9 protein-coding genes and 5 pseudogenes are annotated in these 17008 nt (G+C 66.0%); 4 read left to right on the top strand and 10 right to left on the bottom strand.

Annotation, left to right across the window (positions count from 1 at the left end; genetic code table 11):
- Positions 1–213 precede the first annotated feature (213 nt).
- The 4 genes and pseudogenes from addB (at position 214) to AB8Z38_RS24110 (ending at position 8405) form a co-directional block, all read left to right on the top strand.
- A pseudogene (gene addB / locus AB8Z38_RS24125) lies at positions 214–3361 on the top strand (double-strand break repair protein AddB).
- Positions 3355–6863, top strand: a pseudogene (gene addA, locus AB8Z38_RS24120) (double-strand break repair helicase AddA). Before addB ends, addA begins: the two co-directional pseudogenes overlap by 7 nt.
- A 62-nt stretch (positions 6864–6925) precedes the next feature.
- Positions 6926–7246 (top strand): thioredoxin, encoded by a 321-nt coding sequence (gene trxA / locus AB8Z38_RS24115; protein ID WP_007598398.1) that lies wholly within the window; start codon positions 6926–6928, stop codon positions 7244–7246.
- 145 nt (positions 7247–7391) lie between these two features.
- A complete protein-coding gene (locus tag AB8Z38_RS24110) occupies positions 7392–8405 on the top strand; it encodes an ATP-dependent DNA ligase (protein WP_369726586.1) in 1014 nt (337 codons plus the stop codon).
- 81 nt (positions 8406–8486) lie between these two features.
- Here the strand turns inward: AB8Z38_RS24110 and AB8Z38_RS24105 are convergent, their stop codons facing one another.
- The 10 genes and pseudogenes from AB8Z38_RS24105 to sppA all read right to left on the bottom strand — a co-directional run bounded on the left by AB8Z38_RS24105 (position 8487) and on the right by sppA (position 16992).
- The gene (locus AB8Z38_RS24105; protein ID WP_369720268.1) at positions 8487–8930 is read right to left on the bottom strand and encodes an SRPBCC family protein; all 444 of its coding nucleotides are present in this window, start codon (positions 8928–8930) and stop codon (positions 8487–8489) included.
- A 75-nt stretch (positions 8931–9005) separates the two neighbouring features.
- A complete protein-coding gene (locus tag AB8Z38_RS24100) occupies positions 9006–9746 on the bottom strand; it encodes a metallophosphoesterase (protein ID WP_369726585.1) in 741 nt (246 codons plus the stop codon).
- Between the two features lie 136 nt (positions 9747–9882).
- A complete protein-coding gene (locus AB8Z38_RS24095; protein ID WP_369720267.1) occupies positions 9883–11226 on the bottom strand; it encodes a folylpolyglutamate synthase/dihydrofolate synthase family protein in 1344 nt (447 codons plus the stop codon).
- Positions 11223–12165 (bottom strand): annotated as a pseudogene (accD, locus tag AB8Z38_RS24090) (acetyl-CoA carboxylase, carboxyltransferase subunit beta). The gene AB8Z38_RS24095 and the pseudogene accD overlap by 4 nt, the downstream one beginning before the upstream one ends.
- Positions 12166–12275: 110 nt before the next feature.
- A complete protein-coding gene (trpA, locus tag AB8Z38_RS24085; protein ID WP_369720265.1) occupies positions 12276–13112 on the bottom strand; it encodes a tryptophan synthase subunit alpha in 837 nt (278 codons plus the stop codon).
- Positions 13109–14326, bottom strand: a pseudogene (gene trpB, locus AB8Z38_RS24080) (tryptophan synthase subunit beta). Before trpB ends, trpA begins: the two are co-directional and overlap by 4 nt.
- A pseudogene (locus AB8Z38_RS24075) lies at positions 14323–14981 on the bottom strand (phosphoribosylanthranilate isomerase). Before AB8Z38_RS24075 ends, trpB begins: the two co-directional pseudogenes overlap by 4 nt.
- 80 nt (positions 14982–15061) lie before the next feature.
- Positions 15062–15454 carry a lipopolysaccharide assembly protein LapA domain-containing protein gene (locus AB8Z38_RS24070; RefSeq protein ID WP_369726584.1) on the bottom strand — a complete coding sequence of 131 codons (393 nt, stop codon included), beginning with the start codon at positions 15452–15454 and terminating at the stop codon, positions 15062–15064.
- 70 nt (positions 15455–15524) lie between these two features.
- The gene (locus AB8Z38_RS24065) at positions 15525–15830 is read right to left on the bottom strand and encodes an integration host factor subunit beta (RefSeq protein ID WP_007598410.1); all 306 of its coding nucleotides are present in this window, start codon (positions 15828–15830) and stop codon (positions 15525–15527) included.
- Positions 15831–16011: 181 nt separating this feature from the next.
- A complete protein-coding gene (sppA, locus tag AB8Z38_RS24060; protein ID WP_369720264.1) occupies positions 16012–16992 on the bottom strand; it encodes a signal peptide peptidase SppA in 981 nt (326 codons plus the stop codon).
- Positions 16993–17008 lie beyond the last annotated feature (16 nt).

Below are 17008 nucleotides of genomic sequence, written 5' to 3'. Positions count from 1 at the left end.
CCGCGTCCGGCACCGATGCCGTAGGGGGGCAAAGCGCAGCGTGCCCACCAAGTTGATCCTCGGTGGAGAATGGTGGGCACGGCGCAAGCGCCTTTGCCCCACCCTACGCCACCTGTACCGGCCCGGCGAACAGCGGGGACGACCTCACCTTCACTCATGACCATTTGAGTCCGCCTCCCTATATTGTCGCCTGATCCCCGAATCAGGCAGCCGATGCGCGTTTTCACTGTTCCCATCTCAGTTCCGTTCCTGCGCACAGTCGTGACGGCTCTGCTCGACGGCCGGCTGGTTGACGGATTCGAGGCGCGCAAGGAGCCGGCGCGGCTTGCGGATGCCACGCTGTACCTGCCGACGCGCCGCGCCATGCGCGTGGTCCGTGAGATCTTCCTCGACGAGATGCAGGCGGATGCGGTGGTGCTGCCGCGCATCGTCGCGCTCGGCGACATCGACGAGGACGAGCTCGCTTTCGCGGACGAGGGCGAACAATTTTCCGGTGCAACGCCGCTCGATATTCCACCGCGGCTCGGCGAACTGGAGCGGCGACTGACGCTGGCGCATTTGGTCGCGGCGTGGGCCAAGCGTCCCGTGCTGGCGCCGCTGGTGGTCGGCGGTCCCGCTTCGACGCTGGCTTTGGCCTCGGACCTCGCACGCCTGATCGACGACATGGTGACACGTGGCGTCGATTGGAGCGCGCTCGATGGCCTGGTGCCGGATCAGCTCGATCAATATTGGCAGCACTCGCTCCAGTTCCTGCATATTGCGCGCGAAGCCTGGCCTCATCACCTCGCCGAGATCAACCGGATCGAGCCCGCGGCGCGGCGCGATCTCCTGATCGCGGCGGAAGCCAGGCGCCTGACCGCACATGCCCATGGTCCCGTGATCGCAGCCGGGTCAACCGGCTCGATGCCGGCCACCGCGAAATTCCTCCACGCTGTCGCTTCACTGTCGCACGGCGCAGTGGTGCTGCCGGGTCTCGACACCGATCTCGACGAGGACGCCTGGCGGACCATCGGCGGCGTGCGCGATGCGCTCGGCAAGTTCGCGGAGCATCCGGCGTCGAATCATCCGCAATATGCCTTGCACGCATTGTTGGAGCGCTTTGGCATCAAACGCAGCGATGTCGAACTTCTGCAGCCGCCGGCGGACGGCGGCCGCGATCTGCTGGCATCCGAATCGATGCGGCCCTCCGCCACGACGGAGATCTGGCACGACCGGCTGAAGCAGCCGCTCGTCGCCGCAAAGATTGCCGCCGGCATGAAAAATCTCGCGGTGGTCGAGGCGCCCAATCCCGAGATGGAAGCACTCGCGATTGCGATCGCGATGCGAGAGGCGCGCCATCTGGACAAGTCGGCTGCCCTCGTCACCCCCGACCGCGCGCTGGCACGACGGGTGATGGCGGCGCTGACCCGATGGGATCTCGCCTTCGATGATTCCGGCGGCGACGTGCTGATGGAGACCTCCGCCGGCGTGTTTGCGCGCCTCGCGGCGGAGGCGGCGACCAAGGGATTGGAGCCGCCGACGCTGCTGGCGATGCTGAAACATCCGTTGTGCCGGCTCGGCCGGCTGCCTGGCGCATGGAAGGCGGCGGTCGAACGCCTGGAGCTTGCGGTGCTACGCGGCACGCGCCCGCCCGCGGGCACCGCCGGCCTGCTGCGCGAGTTCAACCGTTTTCGCGACGAGCTTGCAAAGCTGGGGCGGAAGGAGGTTTCCGCACTACATCATGCCGAGCCGCGTGCGCGTCTCAAGGCGGAAGATCTCGATCGCATCCAGGCGCTGATCGATGCGTTGCGACAAGCCTTGGCCCCGATCGAGAGCCTGTCGCCCTCGACGCCCTACGACTTCGCCGAGCTCGCACATCGACATCGCGAGATCCTGATCGAACTGTCGCGCGACGAGCAGGGCATTCCGCTGGCTTTCGAGGAGCGCGAGGGTCTCGCACTCGCGAGCGCCTTCGACGATCTCCTGCGCGGCGGCACGACCAGCGGATTGATGATGCCGCTGCCCGACTATTCCGACGTGTTCCACACCGCGTTCGGCGATCGCGCGGTGCGACGGCGCGACAGACCGGGCGCGCGGCTGCAGATCTACGGCCCGCTGGAATCGCGGCTGATGCAGGCGGATCGAATCATTGTCGGCGGCTTGATCGAAGGCGTCTGGCCGCCGGCGCCGCGCATCGATCCCTGGCTGAGCCGGCCGATGCGGCATGAGCTCGGCCTCGATCTGCCGGAGCGGCGCATCGGCCTCTCCGGCCATGATTTCGCACAACTGCTCGGCGGCGATGAAGTCATCCTGACCCATTCGGCCAAGGCGGGCGGCGCCCCGGCGGTGGCGTCACGCTTCCTGCACCGGCTGGAAGCAGTCGCAGGCGAGGAGCATTGGAAGGCGGCCATCAGCGCCGGCGAGAGATACGTGCAGTTCGCAGGCGCGCTGGACCAGCCCGACGAGGTCAAGCCGGTCAAGCAGCCGGAGCCGCGGCCGCCGCGCGCGACGCGGCCGCTGAAAATGTCCGTGACCGAAATCGAAGACTGGTTGCGCGATCCCTATACGATCTATGCCAAACGCATCCTGCGGCTCGACGCGCTCGATCCCGTCGACATGCCGCTGTCCGCAGCCGACCGCGGCTCGGCGATCCACGATGCACTGGGCGAGTTCACTGAAACCTATGCTTCGCGTCTGCCCGACGATCCCGCCCGCGTGCTGCGCGCGATCGGCGAAAAAATGTTTCGCACCGCTGATGGAGCGGCCCGAGGCGCGGGCGCTGTGGTGGCCGCGTTTCCAGCGCATCGCGCGCTGGTTTGGCGAATGGGAAACGGCACGGCGCGATGCGATCGAGGCGATCACCGCGGAGACCCGCGGCGAAATCTCGATCCCACTCGATCACGGGCGCAGCTTTCGCCTCTCCGCCCGCGCCGATCGCATCGAACGGCGCCAGGGCGGCGGCTATGCCATCCTCGACTACAAGACCGGCCAGCCGCCGACCGGCAAGCAGGTCCGTATGGGCCTTTCGCCGCAGCTCACGCTGGAGGCCGCGATCCTGCGCGAAGGCGGTTTCCCCGATATCGACGCCGGCGCGTCAGTGAGCCAGCTCGTCTATGTCCGCCTGAGCGGCAACAATCCGCCGGGCGAGGAGCGCATCCTCGAACTCAAGGTCAAGCAAGGCGACCAGCCACAGCCGCCGGACACCGCGGCCGCCGAGGCAAGAGCCAAGCTGGAAGCGCTGATCCGGGCGTTCGACGAGGTGAACCAGCCCTACACATCCCTGAACCTGCCGATGTGGACCAATCGCTACGGCGCCTATGACGATCTCGCCCGCATCAAGGAATGGTCGGCAGCCGGTGGACTGGGGATCGAGGAATGGTGAAGGCTCCGCGCCCCATCCCGGATGCCGTGCGCGACACACAGAGGCGCGCCTCGATCCGACCGCATCGGCCTTCGTCTCGGCCAACGCCGGTTCGGGCAAGACCCACGTGCTGGTGCAGCGCGTGATCCGGCTGCTGCTGGCAGGCGTGCCGCCGGAAAAAATCCTCTGCATCACTTTTACAAAGGCTGCCGCCGCCAACATGGCCGAACGGGTGTTCACCACGCTCGGCCATTGGGTGACGCTGGACGATACGGCTCTTGATGCAGCGATCCGCGACGTCGGAATCCCTCACCCCAATACCAAGTTGCGGCGCGATGCACGAAAGCTGTTCGCCTGCGCGCTGGAGACGCCGGGCGGGTTGAAGGTGCAGACCATCCACGCGCTGTGCACGCGCCTGCTCCAGCAATTTCCATTCGAGGCCAATGTGCCGGCGCGCTTCGCCGTGATGGACGAGCGCGACCAGGCCGACATGATGGAGCGCGCCAATCTGAAGGTGCTGCTGGACGCCGCGCGCGATCCGGAGAGCGTCACCGGCCGCGCGCTTTTGACCGCGATGGCGAGCGCCGCCGATGTCACCTTCAAGGAGGTCGTGCGCGAGGCTTGTCTGAGCCGTGACCATTTCATGGCCTGGACCGACGAGGCCGGCAACGCTGAAGCCGCTGCCGCGCAGATGACGGCGGTGCTGGGCATCGATGCGAACGATCGCATCGAAGGCCTCGAGAACGAGATCGTCGACGGCCCGTTCCTGCCACGGTCGCACTGGGAGGACATCGCCTTTGCGCTGAGCGACGGCAGCAAATCCGACAACGACCAGGCGGGCCGTCTGCGCGAGGCAATGGTCTTTTCAGGCAGCGCGCAGGTCGATGCCTATCTCTGCGTCTTCTTCACCGACGAAAAAGCTGCCGCGCAAGGCGGTGCTGACCAAGAAGTTTTGCGATCACAATCCGTCCGTGGCCCGCCTGTTCGAGAACGAGGCGCAGCGTCTTGACGCTTTGATCGAGAAGCGCCGCGCCGTGACTGTGCGCGACCGGACCGCCGCCCTCCTGCATATCGCCACCGCCGCCGCCGCGAACTACCGGCGCGAGAAGCAGGAGCGCGGGCTGCTCGATTACGACGACCTGATCGACAAGACGCTGGCGATGCTCGACCGCGTCGCCTCGGGCTGGGTGCACTACAAGCTCGATCGTGGCGTCGACCATGTCCTGATTGACGAGGCGCAGGACACCAGCCCCCGGCAATGGGACATCGTCGCGCACATCATCTCGGAATTCACGGCCGGCGCAGGCGCCCGCGAAGGCCTCAACCGCACCGTCTTCGCCGTGGGCGACGAGAAGCAGTCGATCTTCTCGTTTCAGGGCGCTCAGCCCCGGGAGTTCGATGCGCGGCGGCGCGAGCTGCACCGCAAGTTCACCGCGGCCGGGCTGAAATTCGATCCTGTCGCCTTCACCTATTCGTTCCGTTCCGGCGCGGCGATCCTGCACTCGGTCGACCACGTGTTCCGCGAGCCCGCGATCTACAAGAGCATCCATTCGGTCGACATCGGCCATCCCCTGCACAATGCGCTCAGCGACGCCGGTCCAAGTGTGATCGAGCTGTGGGACCTTGCGGAAGCCGACGACCGCCAGGACATCGAGGGCTGGCGGGCGCCGTTCGACGGCGTCGCCGTCACCAGTCCGGAAGTCAAGCTCTCTCGCCGCATCCAGGCCGAGATCAAGCGGCTGGTCGAGAGCGGCACGCTGACGGGCCATGAAGGCGAACGCCGCCCGCTGGGCTATGGCGACATGCTGATCCTGGTGCGTCGCCGCGGCAATGCGTTCGACGCCGTGATCCAGGCCTTGAAGCACGCCAACATTCCTGTCGCCGGCGCCGACCGGCTCAAGCTCACCGAGCACATCGCGATCATCGATCTGATGAACCTCGCGGATGCGCTGCTGCTGCCGCAGGATGACCTTGCGCTCGCGGTCGCGCTGAAAAGCCCGCTGTTCGGGCTCGACGAGGATGATCTGTTCCAGCTTGCCTGGGATCGCAAGGGATCGCTGCGCCGCGCGCTCGGCGAACAGGCGACAGGCAACGAAAAGTTCGCGACCGCACTGCGCCGGCTCGAAGCCTGCGAGGCGCGTGCGCGCGAGGAGACGCCGTTCGCCTTCTATGCCTGGCTGCTGGGGGGCGATGGCGGTCGTGCGCGCATCCTGCGCCGGCTCGGCCACGAGGCCAACGACGCGCTCGACGAGTTTCTGGAGCTCGCACTGAACTACGAGCGCAAGGCGCCGGCCTCGCTGCAAGGTTTCATGGCCTGGCTGCGCGCGGCCGACACTGAGGTGAAGCGCGACATGGAGATCTCGCGCGACGAGGTGCGGGTGATGACTGTGCACGGCGCCAAAGGCCTGGAGGCCTCGGTCGTGTTCATGGTCGATACCACCTCTTCGCCCTCCGATAGCCAGCGGCTGCAGTTGATCCAGGTGCCGCGCGGCAATGGCGGCGAGGTCGTGGTCTGGGCCGGCCGCAAGGCCGACGATCCGAAGCCGGTCGCCGAGGCACGCAACGCGATGCTCGAGGAGACCGAGGACGAGTACCGTCGTCTGCTCTACGTCGCAATGACGCGCGCGGCCGACCGTTTGATCGTCGGTGGCTGCCTGCCGGGCAACCGGAAGGCGGTGCGCAAGCTCAGCTGGTACGACCTGATCGACACCGGGCTCGCCGGCTCCGGCCTCGACAAGCAGACGAGCGAGACCCCGCTTGGCAAGGTGACGCGATTCGCCCGGCCGGAGGATGTCGCAGCCCAGGGAACGCCGGCGGCGTCGGTGGACCGGACGCTCGCGCTGCCGGACTGGCTGCGGACGCCGGGGCCACGCGAGAGCCTCGAGGATGATGCGGTGCGCCCGTCCGGGCAGTCGGCCGAGGTAGGCCGCGCGGTCCGGAGCGGCGAATCAGTCCAGTCGCGCGCGCTGGCGCTGCAACGCGGCACGCTGGTGCACCGGCTGCTGCAATCCCTGCCCGACATCGCCAGCGAGCGCCGGCGCGAGGCCGCGCTCGGCTTCATGGCGCGCAACGCCGCCGACTGGACCGAGGCTGACCGCGCCGCGCTCGCCGACAAGGTGCTCGTGCTGATCGCCGAGCCGCGATCTGCAGCCGTCTTGCCGCCGGCAGCCGGGCGGAGGTCGCCATTGTCGGCCGGCTGGAGCGGCCGGGCCGGCCGCCGACGCTGGTGTCGGGCCAGATCGACCGGCTGGTGGTGACGTCGGACGAGGTCCTGATCGTCGATTTCAAGACCAACCAGAGCCCGCCCAAGACCGCCGCCGAGGCGCGCGCGGCGTATGTCCGGCAGCTTGCGTTGTACCGGGCGGTGCTGGCCCGGCTTTATCCCCAGAAGCCGGTGCGCGCCGTCCTGCTCTGGACCGAGGCCCTTGAATATATGGAGATTTCCGCGCCCGCGCTGGACGCGGCACTGGCATCCCTTCATCTCGGTGTGAGCGTCCTTGACCCGGCAAGGAGCCATTCATAGGTTGACGCCATGATCTTGGCGCGATTCCCGTCGCGCCGTTCTCTCAGGTACGAGGTATCTCCATGGCCGTTGGTAAGGTTTCCGACACTGATTTCGAAGCCGAAGTGCTCAAGGCGAACGGCCCGGTGGTCGTGGATTTCTGGGCCGAATGGTGCGGCCCCTGCCGCATGATCGCACCCGCGCTGGACGAGATCGCCGGCGCGATGGGCGACAAGGTCAAGATCGTCAAGCTCAACGTCGACGAGAGCCCCAAGACCGCGTCGAAATACGGCGTGATGTCGATTCCGACCCTGATGATCTTCAAGGGCGGCGAGATGGCTTCCCGCCAGGTCGGCGCGGCGCCGAAGGCGAAGCTGCAGCAGTGGATCACCTCCGCGGTCTGATCCGCTCCGCGGACACAATTATTTTCGACACGGCCGGCGAAATGCCGGCCGTTTGCGTTGAAGGGGCATGTCCTGCGTATCATGAGCCCTGTCCTTGCCCGCCCCTCCCCGAAAGCGCCCGCGTAAATCCGGCTCGCTCGTTGCGATGGAGGCGCGCTCGGTCGATGCGATCCCGCGCGGCGCCGAATGGCAGTACGAACCAAAATGGGATGGCTTTCGCTGTCTGCTGTCGCGCGATGGCGACCGGGTCGATCTGCGCTCCAAGTCCGGCGAGGATCTCGCGCGCTATTTTCCTGAAATTGTTGCCGCGGCCCTGAAGCTGAAAGCCGATCGCTTCGCGCTCGACGGCGAGATTGTCGTGCCGCAGGGCAAGGGCTTCTCCTTCGACGCGCTGTTGCAGCGGATTCATCCCGCCGCAAGCCGTGTGAAGAAGCTGTCCCAGGAAACGCCGGCGCTCTATCTCGTTTTCGACCTGCTCGCGACCGTGAAGGAGAAACAGCTCGCCGAGAAGCCGCTCAGCGAGCGACGGCCGGCCTTGGAAGCGTTTGCGAAAGCCAATCTGAAGGGCAGCATCTTCCGTCTCTCACCGTCCGCTGCGAGCTACGCCATTGCGACGAAATGGCTGGCGCAATCAGGCGGTGGTTCGGACGGCGTGATCGCCAAGCGCATCGACCTGCCCTATCAGGCGGGCACGCGCGACGGCATGCAGAAGATCAAGAAATTCCGCAGCGCCGATTGCGTGATCGGCGGCTTTCGCTATGCGACCAACAAGATCGCCGGTCGCAAGGTGGTCGGCTCGCTGCTGCTCGGCCTCTACGACGACAAGGGCTTGCTGCACCATGTCGGCTTCACCTCGGCGATCAAGGCGGACGAGAAGCTTGAGCTGACCGAGCGGCTCGAGGCGCTGATCGGCGAACCCGGCTTCACCGGCAACGCACCGGGCGGCCCGAGCCGATGGTCGACCGAACGCTCGGCGAAGTGGTGCCCCCTCAAGCCGAAGCTCGTCATAGAAGTCTGCTACGACCATTTCAGCGGCGAGCGCTTCCGCCACGGCACTTCGATCCTGCGCTGGCGTCCCGACAAGGCGCCGCGCCAGTGCACCTTCGAGCAGCTGAAGCAGAAGGTCGCCGATCCCATGAAGATGCTGCAGCAGCTGTAGGCCGGATCGAACTGGCGGACGTTGCCCGGAAGACCACCGCAGGGCTGCCGCACGCTCGGACAAACCACGGCGCCCGTGCCGTCATGCCGACCTTGTTTCAGCAAGCTTGGCGAGGGCTGCAAGGACCTCCGGAAAATCGGACGCAACGGCGGGGCCGATCTCGGCAGCGCCGGGCCCGTTCGCTTGGGCCGCATAAACGATGCGGGTGCGCCCGACACCAAGCGATTCGATGCGATGCGCGACCGTGATGGTAAGCGGTCCGACATTGGTCTCGTCCACGAAACATTGGTTCTCGCGAACTTCGATCAGTCGTGATCGAAGCGTCTCCTGTCCGGGCGGCTTCATCGTGAACCACGTTCCGGTCGCGAACGGCCCGTCGATCTCGATGTGCTCGATGCCTGTGTTCCAGGTCTTCCATCCACGCACATCCTGAAAGATGCTCCAGACGACGTTCGGGTTCGCCGATGTTTCGATCCCGTATTCTGCGCGCCAGGTCTCTTCGTGGTTCACTGCGATGACCCCCATGCCTGACGCGCATTCTACATGCGCGCCTGTCATAGGTGTCAATCGGCAGGGTGCGTACGGCTTGCAGCAAAAAGCTTACCCAATCCAGCCCGTGGCCAATGCCGCCGCGAGCGTGGGCTGGCCGTTTTTACGCGCCAGCTCTGCCATCGCCTCATGATCGTAGGGCACCTGGCGGAACGTCACGCACCAGCCTTCGCGGGCCAACTCCATGATCGCATAGCGCGCGTGCGGCGTGCCGGCTTCGACGACATGCGGGAACGGATGCTTGGCGCGATAGCCGGGGCTGCCGACGCTGCCGGGATTGACGATCAGACGACCGCCGCGCAATCGCACGCTGCGGGCGAGATGGGTGTGGGCGCAGAGGATGAGGGACTGCGTGACGCCTTGTGCGAGCTGCTCGATACGATCCAGCGGCGACATCGCGACCGTGCCGTCGGGGTGCACCGTGTCGAGCCAGTAGACCTCGTCATTGTCCGGCGTCGCGTGGCAAAGCAAGACCTGGTCGCGAAACACGCGCGTCGCCGGCTGGGCGCGCAGCCAGTCGAGATGCGCGGCATCGAGCTGCGCATGCGCGGGGCGGTCCCACGACCCCATCTTCTCCGGGGGACGGTCGAGCAGATAGCGGTCGTGATTGCCGAGCACGTGCACGGCCTCGAGCTGCATCAGGATCTCGATGGTCCGCCGTGCGTCGAGCGGTCCGCTCAGCATGTCGCCGAGATCGACGATGTCGGCAATGCCGTGTGCGTGGATGTCGGCGAGCACCGCCTCCAGCGCGAGGTAGTTTCCGTGGATGTCGGCAATCGCGGCAAAACGCATTGTCATTTCCTGTCTCGTGCCCCGGACGCAGCGCAGCGCTTCTTCAGCGGTGCGCTGCAGAGCCGGGGCCTATGCGACTTTACTGGGTCCCGGATCTGCGCTCCGCTTCGCTGCGCTTGTCCGGGACACGAAAGGCTTACGCAGGAGGCGTGCCGTTGATGGCGAGCACATGGCCGGCCAAATACAGAGAGCCGGTGATCAGGATCCGCGGCGGCACCTCATAGGCGAGCTTGGCCAATGCACGCAGCGCGGCCTCGATCCCGGGCGCGGTCTCGACGCGCATGCCGAGGCCGCGCGCGGCGTCTGCGAGGCGATCGACCGGCATCGGATCCTCCGTGTCGGGGATCGGCACCGCAATGATGTGACGGGTGAGGCCGGCGAAATTGGCGAGAAACGCCGGCGCGTCCTTGTTGGCCATCATGCCCGCGATCACCACCAGCGGCCGCGACACGCGCTCTTCCAGGTCGCCGAGCGCAGCCGCGGCGACGCGGCCGCCTTCGGCATTGTGGCCGCCATCGAGCCAGATCTCCGACCCCTGCGGTCCCCATCCAAGCAGCTCGCCTGCGGTGATGCGCTGCATCCGCGCCGGCCATTCCGCGCCGACGATGCCGGCCTCGAACGCTGCTTGACTGACCTTGAAGGCGCTGATCGCGCGCAGCGTCGCGATTGCCAGGCCCGCATTGTCGAACTGGTGGCGGCCGAACAGCCGAGGCGCTGTGAGATCCATCAGGCCGCGATCGTCGGAATAGACCAGACGCCCGCGCTCGACATTGACGTGCCAGCTTTCGCCCGCCGCAAACAGCGGCGCCCGCATGCGCTTGGCCTCCGCCTCGATCACCGCCATCGCCTCCGGCGCCTGCTCGGCCGAGATCACGGGCACGCCGCGCTTGATGATCGCAGCCTTCTCGCCGGCAATCGACGTCAGCGTGGGCCCAAGGAAATCCATGTGATCCATGCTGACCGGCGTGATCACGCAGGCCGCCGGGGTATCGACCACATTGGTCGAATCGAGCCGACCGCCGAGCCCGACTTCGAGCAGCACCGCGTCTGCGGGGTTCTGTGCAAACAGATGGAACGCAGCCGCGGTCTTGAGCTCGAACAATGTCGCGGGTTCTCCGGCATTGACGCGCTCGACCTGTTCCAGCGCCGCGCGCAATTCGTCGTCGCCGACGAGCACCCCGCCACCGGCGCGGCCGAGCCGAAAACATTCGTTGATGCGGACCAGATAGGGCGAGGTGTAGGCGTGGACGCGCAAGCCGGCGGCCTCCAGCGTCGCGCGCAGATAGGCGAGCGTCGAGCCTTTGCCATTGGTGCCGGCGATGTGAATCACCGGCGGCAGCTTGCGTTCGGGATGCCCGAGCCGTTCGAGCAGGCGGTGCATCCGCTCGAGCCCGAGATCGATGCGCTTCTGATGCAGGGCCGATAGCCGCCCGATCAATGCGTCGAGCGACGACTTTGCATTGTCAGCGGAGCCGTTCACGCGTGCGGCGCGGCCGGCGCCACTTCCGCCGGCACGGCGATCTGTGCCGGGTTCGTCACCGGCTGCGCCGATTTCGCCGCGCTCTCCGGCGCCGGCGCCTTGGTCAGCAGACGGCAGAGCCGCGCCAGAGTCGGCCGCAAATCATGGCGATGCACGACCATGTCGACCATGCCGTGATCCTTCAGGTACTCGGCGCGCTGGAAACCCTCCGGCAATTTTTCGCGGATGGTCTGTTCGATCACGCGCGCACCGGCAAAGCCGATCAGCGCGCCGGGCTCGGCGATCTGGATGTCACCGAGCATCGCATAGGACGCCGTGACGCCGCCGGTGGTCGGGTTGGTCAGCACGACGATGTAGGGCTGCTTTGCCTCGCGCAGCATCTGCACGGCGACGGTGGTGCGCGGCATCTGCATCAGCGACAGGATGCCTTCCTGCATGCGTGCGCCGCCGGACGCTGCGAACACGATGAAAGGCGACTTCTTTTTCGACGGCGAGCTCGAGCCCGCGCACCAGGGCTTCGCCGGCGGCCATGCCGAGCGAACCGCCCATGAAATCGAAATCCTGTACGGCGATGACGACGGCGGCACCTTCGAGCTTGCCGTAGCCGACCTTGACGGCGTCGTTCAGGTTGGTCCGCGCGCGCGCATCCTTGATACGATCGACGTATTTCTTCTCATCGCGGAACTTGAGTGGGTCGGGCGTGACATCGGGCAGCGCGACGTCGAACCAGGTCTCGTTGTCGAAGACCGACTTCAGCCGCGCCACCGCGCCCATGCGCATGTGGTAGTTCGAGCCGGGAATGACGAACTGGTTGGCCTCGACGTCCTTGTAGAACACCAGCTGTCCGGAATCCGGGCACTTGATCCACAGATTCTCCGGCGTCTCCCGCCGCAGCATGTTGCGGATCTTCGGCCGGACCACATTGGTAAGCCAGTTCATGGTTTGCTCCGATGTGCGAACCCGCTCTGGGATCGCCTGAAGGATATATGGCCGCCGGACCTTGCCCCGGCAAGCCGCCGTGTCGCCCGCCCTGAAAGCGGAATTATGGCCTATTCCGCCGCAGCTCGCGCGCCCTTGACGCCCTCGGCCAGGGACGCCGTCAGTTCGGCGACGGCCTTGACGGTCTTGGCGGTCGCCCGGCCTTCCGCATCGAGGCTGTTCTTGAGGGCATCGACCAGCGCGGTGCCGACCACCGCGCCATTGGCATGCGAGGCGATGGCGCGGGCGGTCTCCGGCGTGCGGATGCCGAAGCCGACGCAGACCGGCAGTTGTGTGTGCCGCTTGATACGGGCAACCGCCTCGCTGACCGCCGCGGAGTCCGCAGATGCAGCACCGGTGATGCCGGTGATCGAGACGTAGTAGACGAAGCCCGAGGTGTTCGCGAGCACGGCCGGCAGACGCTTGTCGTCGGTGGTCGGCGTTGCCAGCCGAATGAAGTTGAGGCCGGCCTTCATCGCGGGCAGGCAGAGCTCGTCGTCTTCCTCAGGCGGCAGGTCGACGATGATGAGACCATCGATGCCGGCGCTCTTGGCGTCGACGAGAAACTTGTCGACGCCATAGATGTAGATCGGATTGTAGTAGCCCATCAGCACGATCGGCGTCGCGTTGTCGTCCTTACGAAAGCCGCGCACGAGATCGAGTGTCTTCTTCAGCGTCATGCCGGCCTTGAGCGCGCGCAAGCCCGCGGCCTGGATCGACGGACCGTCGGCCATCGGATCGGTGAAAGGCATTCCGATCTCGATCAAATCGGCACCCGCCTTCGGCAGCGCCTTGATGATATCGAGCGACGTCGCCGGATCGGGATCGCCCGCCATCAGGAAAGTGACGAAAGCCGAGCGGCCCGCTGTCTTCAGCTCGGCAAAACGGGTGTCGATACGCGTGGTCACTTGGTCTTGCCCCTCAGGATGTCGCCGACCTGGGGGACGTCCTTGTCGCCGCGGCCGGAGAGATTGACGACCATCAGATGGTCCTGCGGCCGCTTCGGCGCGAGCTCCATCACCTTGGCGATGGCGTGCGCGGGCTCGAGCGCCGGGATGATGCCTTCAAGCTTCGACAGCAGCTGGAACGCGGCGAGCGCCTCGTCATCGGTCGCGGAGAGATAGTTGACGCGGCCGATCTCGTGCAACCAGGAGTGCTCGGGCCCGATGCCCGGATAGTCGAGGCCGGCCGAGATCGAATGCGCGTCCTGGATCTGCCCGTCCGCGTCCATCAGCAACTAGGTGCGGTTGCCGTGCAGCACGCCGGGGCGGCCGCCCGCGATCGAGGCCGCGTGCAATTGCGTCAGCCCGTGACCGGCCGCCTCGACGCCGAAGATCTCGACGGTGGAATCGTCGAGGAAGGGATGGAACAGGCCCATCGCGTTGGAGCCGCCACCGATGCAGGCGACCAGCGAATCCGGCAGGCGGCCTTCGACCTCCTGCATCTGCGCTTTGGTCTCGTTGCCGATGATCGACTGGAAATCACGCACCAGTGTCGGATAGGGATGCGGGCCCGCCACCGTGCCGATGCAATAGAACGTGTCGTGCACGTTGGTGACCCAGTCGCGCAGCGCCTCGTTCATCGCGTCTTTCAGCGTGCGCGTGCCCGACTGCACCGGATTCACTTTTGCGCCCAGCATCTCCATCCGGATGACATTTGGCTGCTGCCGCTCGACGTCGACGGCGCCCATATAGACCACGCATTCGAGGCCGAAGCGCGCGCACAGCGTTGCGGTGGCAACGCCGTGCTGTCCGGCGCCGGTCTCGGCAATGATGCGCTTCTTGCCCATGCGCCGCGCCAGCATGATCTGGCCGAGCACGTTGTTCACCTTGTGCGAACCGGTGTGGTTGAGCTCTTCGCGCTTGAGGTAGATCTTGGCGCCGCCGAGATGCTCGGTCAGGCGCTCGGCGAAATAGAGCGGCGAGGGCCGGCCGACATAGTTCTTGAGATAGCCGTTCATCTCGGCTTGGAAGGCCGGATCGGCCTTGGCCTCGGTGTAGGCCTTCTCCAGATCGAGGATCAGCGGCATCAAAGTTTCGGCGACGAAACGGCCGCCGAAGATGCCGAAATGGCCGCGCTCGTCGGGCCCGCTGCGATAGGAATTTGGTTTGGCGATGTTCATCGGACGCTCAACTCTTGCGTGGCGCGGCTCGCGCGAATGAAGGACTTGATCATCTCCGGATCCTTCACGCCGGGGGCGCTCCGACACCGGAGGACACGTCGACGCCGCCGGCGCCGGTGAGGCGAACGGCTTCGGCGACGTTGCCTGCATGCAGGCCGCCCGAGACCATATACGGCAAGTTCAGCTCGAGGTTCTCGAGCAGGCGCCAATCGAACGGCGCGCCCAGCCCGCCCGGCCGGGTCGCGTCTTTTGGCGCGCGTGCGTCGAACAGGATACGGTCGGCGACCGCGGCGTAGCCGGGCAGCACGGCGAGATCGGCGGTGGCTGCGACCGGGACGACCTTCATCGCGGGGCGGCCGAACCTCTGCTTGATGTCACGCACGCGAGCGACGCTCTCCTGGCCGTGGAGCTGAAACATGTCGGGCGACAGCGCGTCCATGATGTTGTCGAGCGTTGCGTCATCGGCATCGACCGTGAGCGCCACCTTGAGCGCGCGCCGCTCCACCTGCCGGCCGAGATCGCGCCCGGCCTCGAGCGTCAGATGCCGCGGCGACGGCGGAAAGAACACGAATCCCACCATGTCGGCGCCCGCGTCGAGCGCTATCTTGAGCGTCTCGCGCGTGGACAGGCCGCAGATTTTGACAAGCAGGGACATGATCTCGGGAATATGGGCTCAAAGCAGGTGAAGGCCACGGGCTCGCGGCCGGAAAACCGGGCTTTCGGTTGCGGCCGCTTCTACAACGTCGCGCGCTGCTTGTCTCGCCCGACGGGCCCGTAAAGGCCCGCTCCGGAGGGGGCTGGAAGGCGCTGCTGATCCGGCCGGGCCGGGGCTGTGGAGGCTCGCAAACCGGCCAGTTCGCCCCGAGCAGCCCGTGCATCCGCCTCATGCCGGCGGGCCGCGCGCCGCCAATGTCGCTGGCCGAACCAAACGGCGCAACCGCCGGCGATGACGCCAACAGCCGCCACCAGGATCAGCAGCAGGAACAGCGGCAACGCGACCGAGAGTGCAGGATCGTTCGACATGAAAGGATCGAACGAGACCGTGACGAAATGCCGGTTGGCCACGGCGAAGATCACCAGGAGCAAACCCAGCGGAATCACGATCAGCGCGGTCAGGAACTTTCGCATCTCGCTTCGCTCGCCTTGAATCAAGCTGTCGGCCGCATCGCTGGCGGCCGCAGGAATCCTGATGTCGATCTCAGTCCGGGGCGCCCGGATCCGGATGGTCGCGATTGAGCCGCTCACGCATTTCCTTGCCGGTCTTGAAGAACGGAACGCTCTTCTGGTCGACAGGAACATGGGCGCCGGTGCGTGGATTGCGACCGGCGCGTGCGGGGCGGTGCTTCACCGAGAAAGCTCCGAAGCCGCGCAGCTCGACGCGGTCTCCGCGCGCGAGTGCCGCAACGATCTCCTCGAGAATCGCATTCACAATGTTCTCGACATCCCGCTGGTAAAGATGCGGGTTGTGCTCGGCGATACGCTGAACAAGTTCGGATTTGATCATCGAGAGATAGGACCCGGAAGCGTGCGGATGACCATTTCCGTGAAAATGCCTTGATCTGTCAAGACGCTAAATGAAGGTTGAGCGTCGTGAAAATGCGTGACAAATGCCGAAAAAGCAGGCCGACGCACCACCCGCTAAACGGGAAAGCCGTCGCAAGCTCGCTCGGTTCCATTGAGTTCGGTCAATTCGACGCGGCCGGCTGCCACAGGGCCAGCATTCCATCCATGCCGAAGCGATCGACCGCCTGCACGACGCCGGCTTTTTCGATCTGGTGCGCAATCGAGCCTAAACCAAGCGCTTCCAGCGTCACCGAGGCGGCCGTCTTGAGGAACGTCAGGTCGCTGAACCGGGGCTCCAGCTTGTAATCGCGCACGGTGAGGCCCTTTTTAACGCCCTTCTGCTCCTCCAGCCAGGTCACGGCCGTCTTCTCGTCGCCGAGCTGGTCGATCAGCTTGAGGTCGATCGCCTGGCGCCCGGTGAAGACGCGGCCATCGGCAACTTTTTCGAGCTGCGTGTCATCCATGCCACGGCGTTGCTTCACCAGATCCTTGAACCAGGCATAGGAATCCTTCACCAGCGCGTCGAGCGCGGCACGAGCTTCAGGGCTGGTCGGCTCAAAACCGTTGGGCGCGGCCTTCAGTGGCGAGGACTTCACTTCCTCGACCTTGACGCCGATGGTCTTGAGCAGCTCGGCGACGTTGGGGTACTGGAACAGCACGCCGATCGACCCGACCAGTGAGCTCTGCTGGGCGATGATGTGGTCGCTCGCAATCGCGGTGATGTAGCCGCCCGACGCGGCAAGCCCCTCGACCACGACGACGACCGGCTTCTTCGCCTTCAGCCGCGTCAGCGAGTCATAGAGCTGTTCGGAGCCCGCGGTGGTGCCGCCCGGCGAGTTGACGTGGACGATGACGGCCGCGGCCTGCGAGTTCGCGAGCCGCTCCAGTGCCCGCGTGCGGTCGGAATCGCTGCGGATCAGGCCGTCGATCTCCACGCGCGCGATCGAGCCGGCGGAGGCGAAGCTGCCGCGCGCGCCGGGCGTCGCGATCAGCGCAAAAGCCGCGATCGCCGCGATCGCGATCACCGCGGCCACGACGCGCCAGAAGGTCAGCTTGCGGCGGATCCTGCGGCGATCGACGATGATGTCCGAATCGAGCGACATCGGAATATCTCCAGGT

The sequence above is a fragment of the Bradyrhizobium sp. LLZ17 genome, from assembly GCF_041200145.1.
Classification (GTDB): Bacteria; Pseudomonadota; Alphaproteobacteria; order Rhizobiales; family Xanthobacteraceae; genus Bradyrhizobium.
The sequence above is the reverse complement of the archived record's forward strand: the minus strand, read 5'-3'. Positions and strand labels throughout refer to the sequence as shown.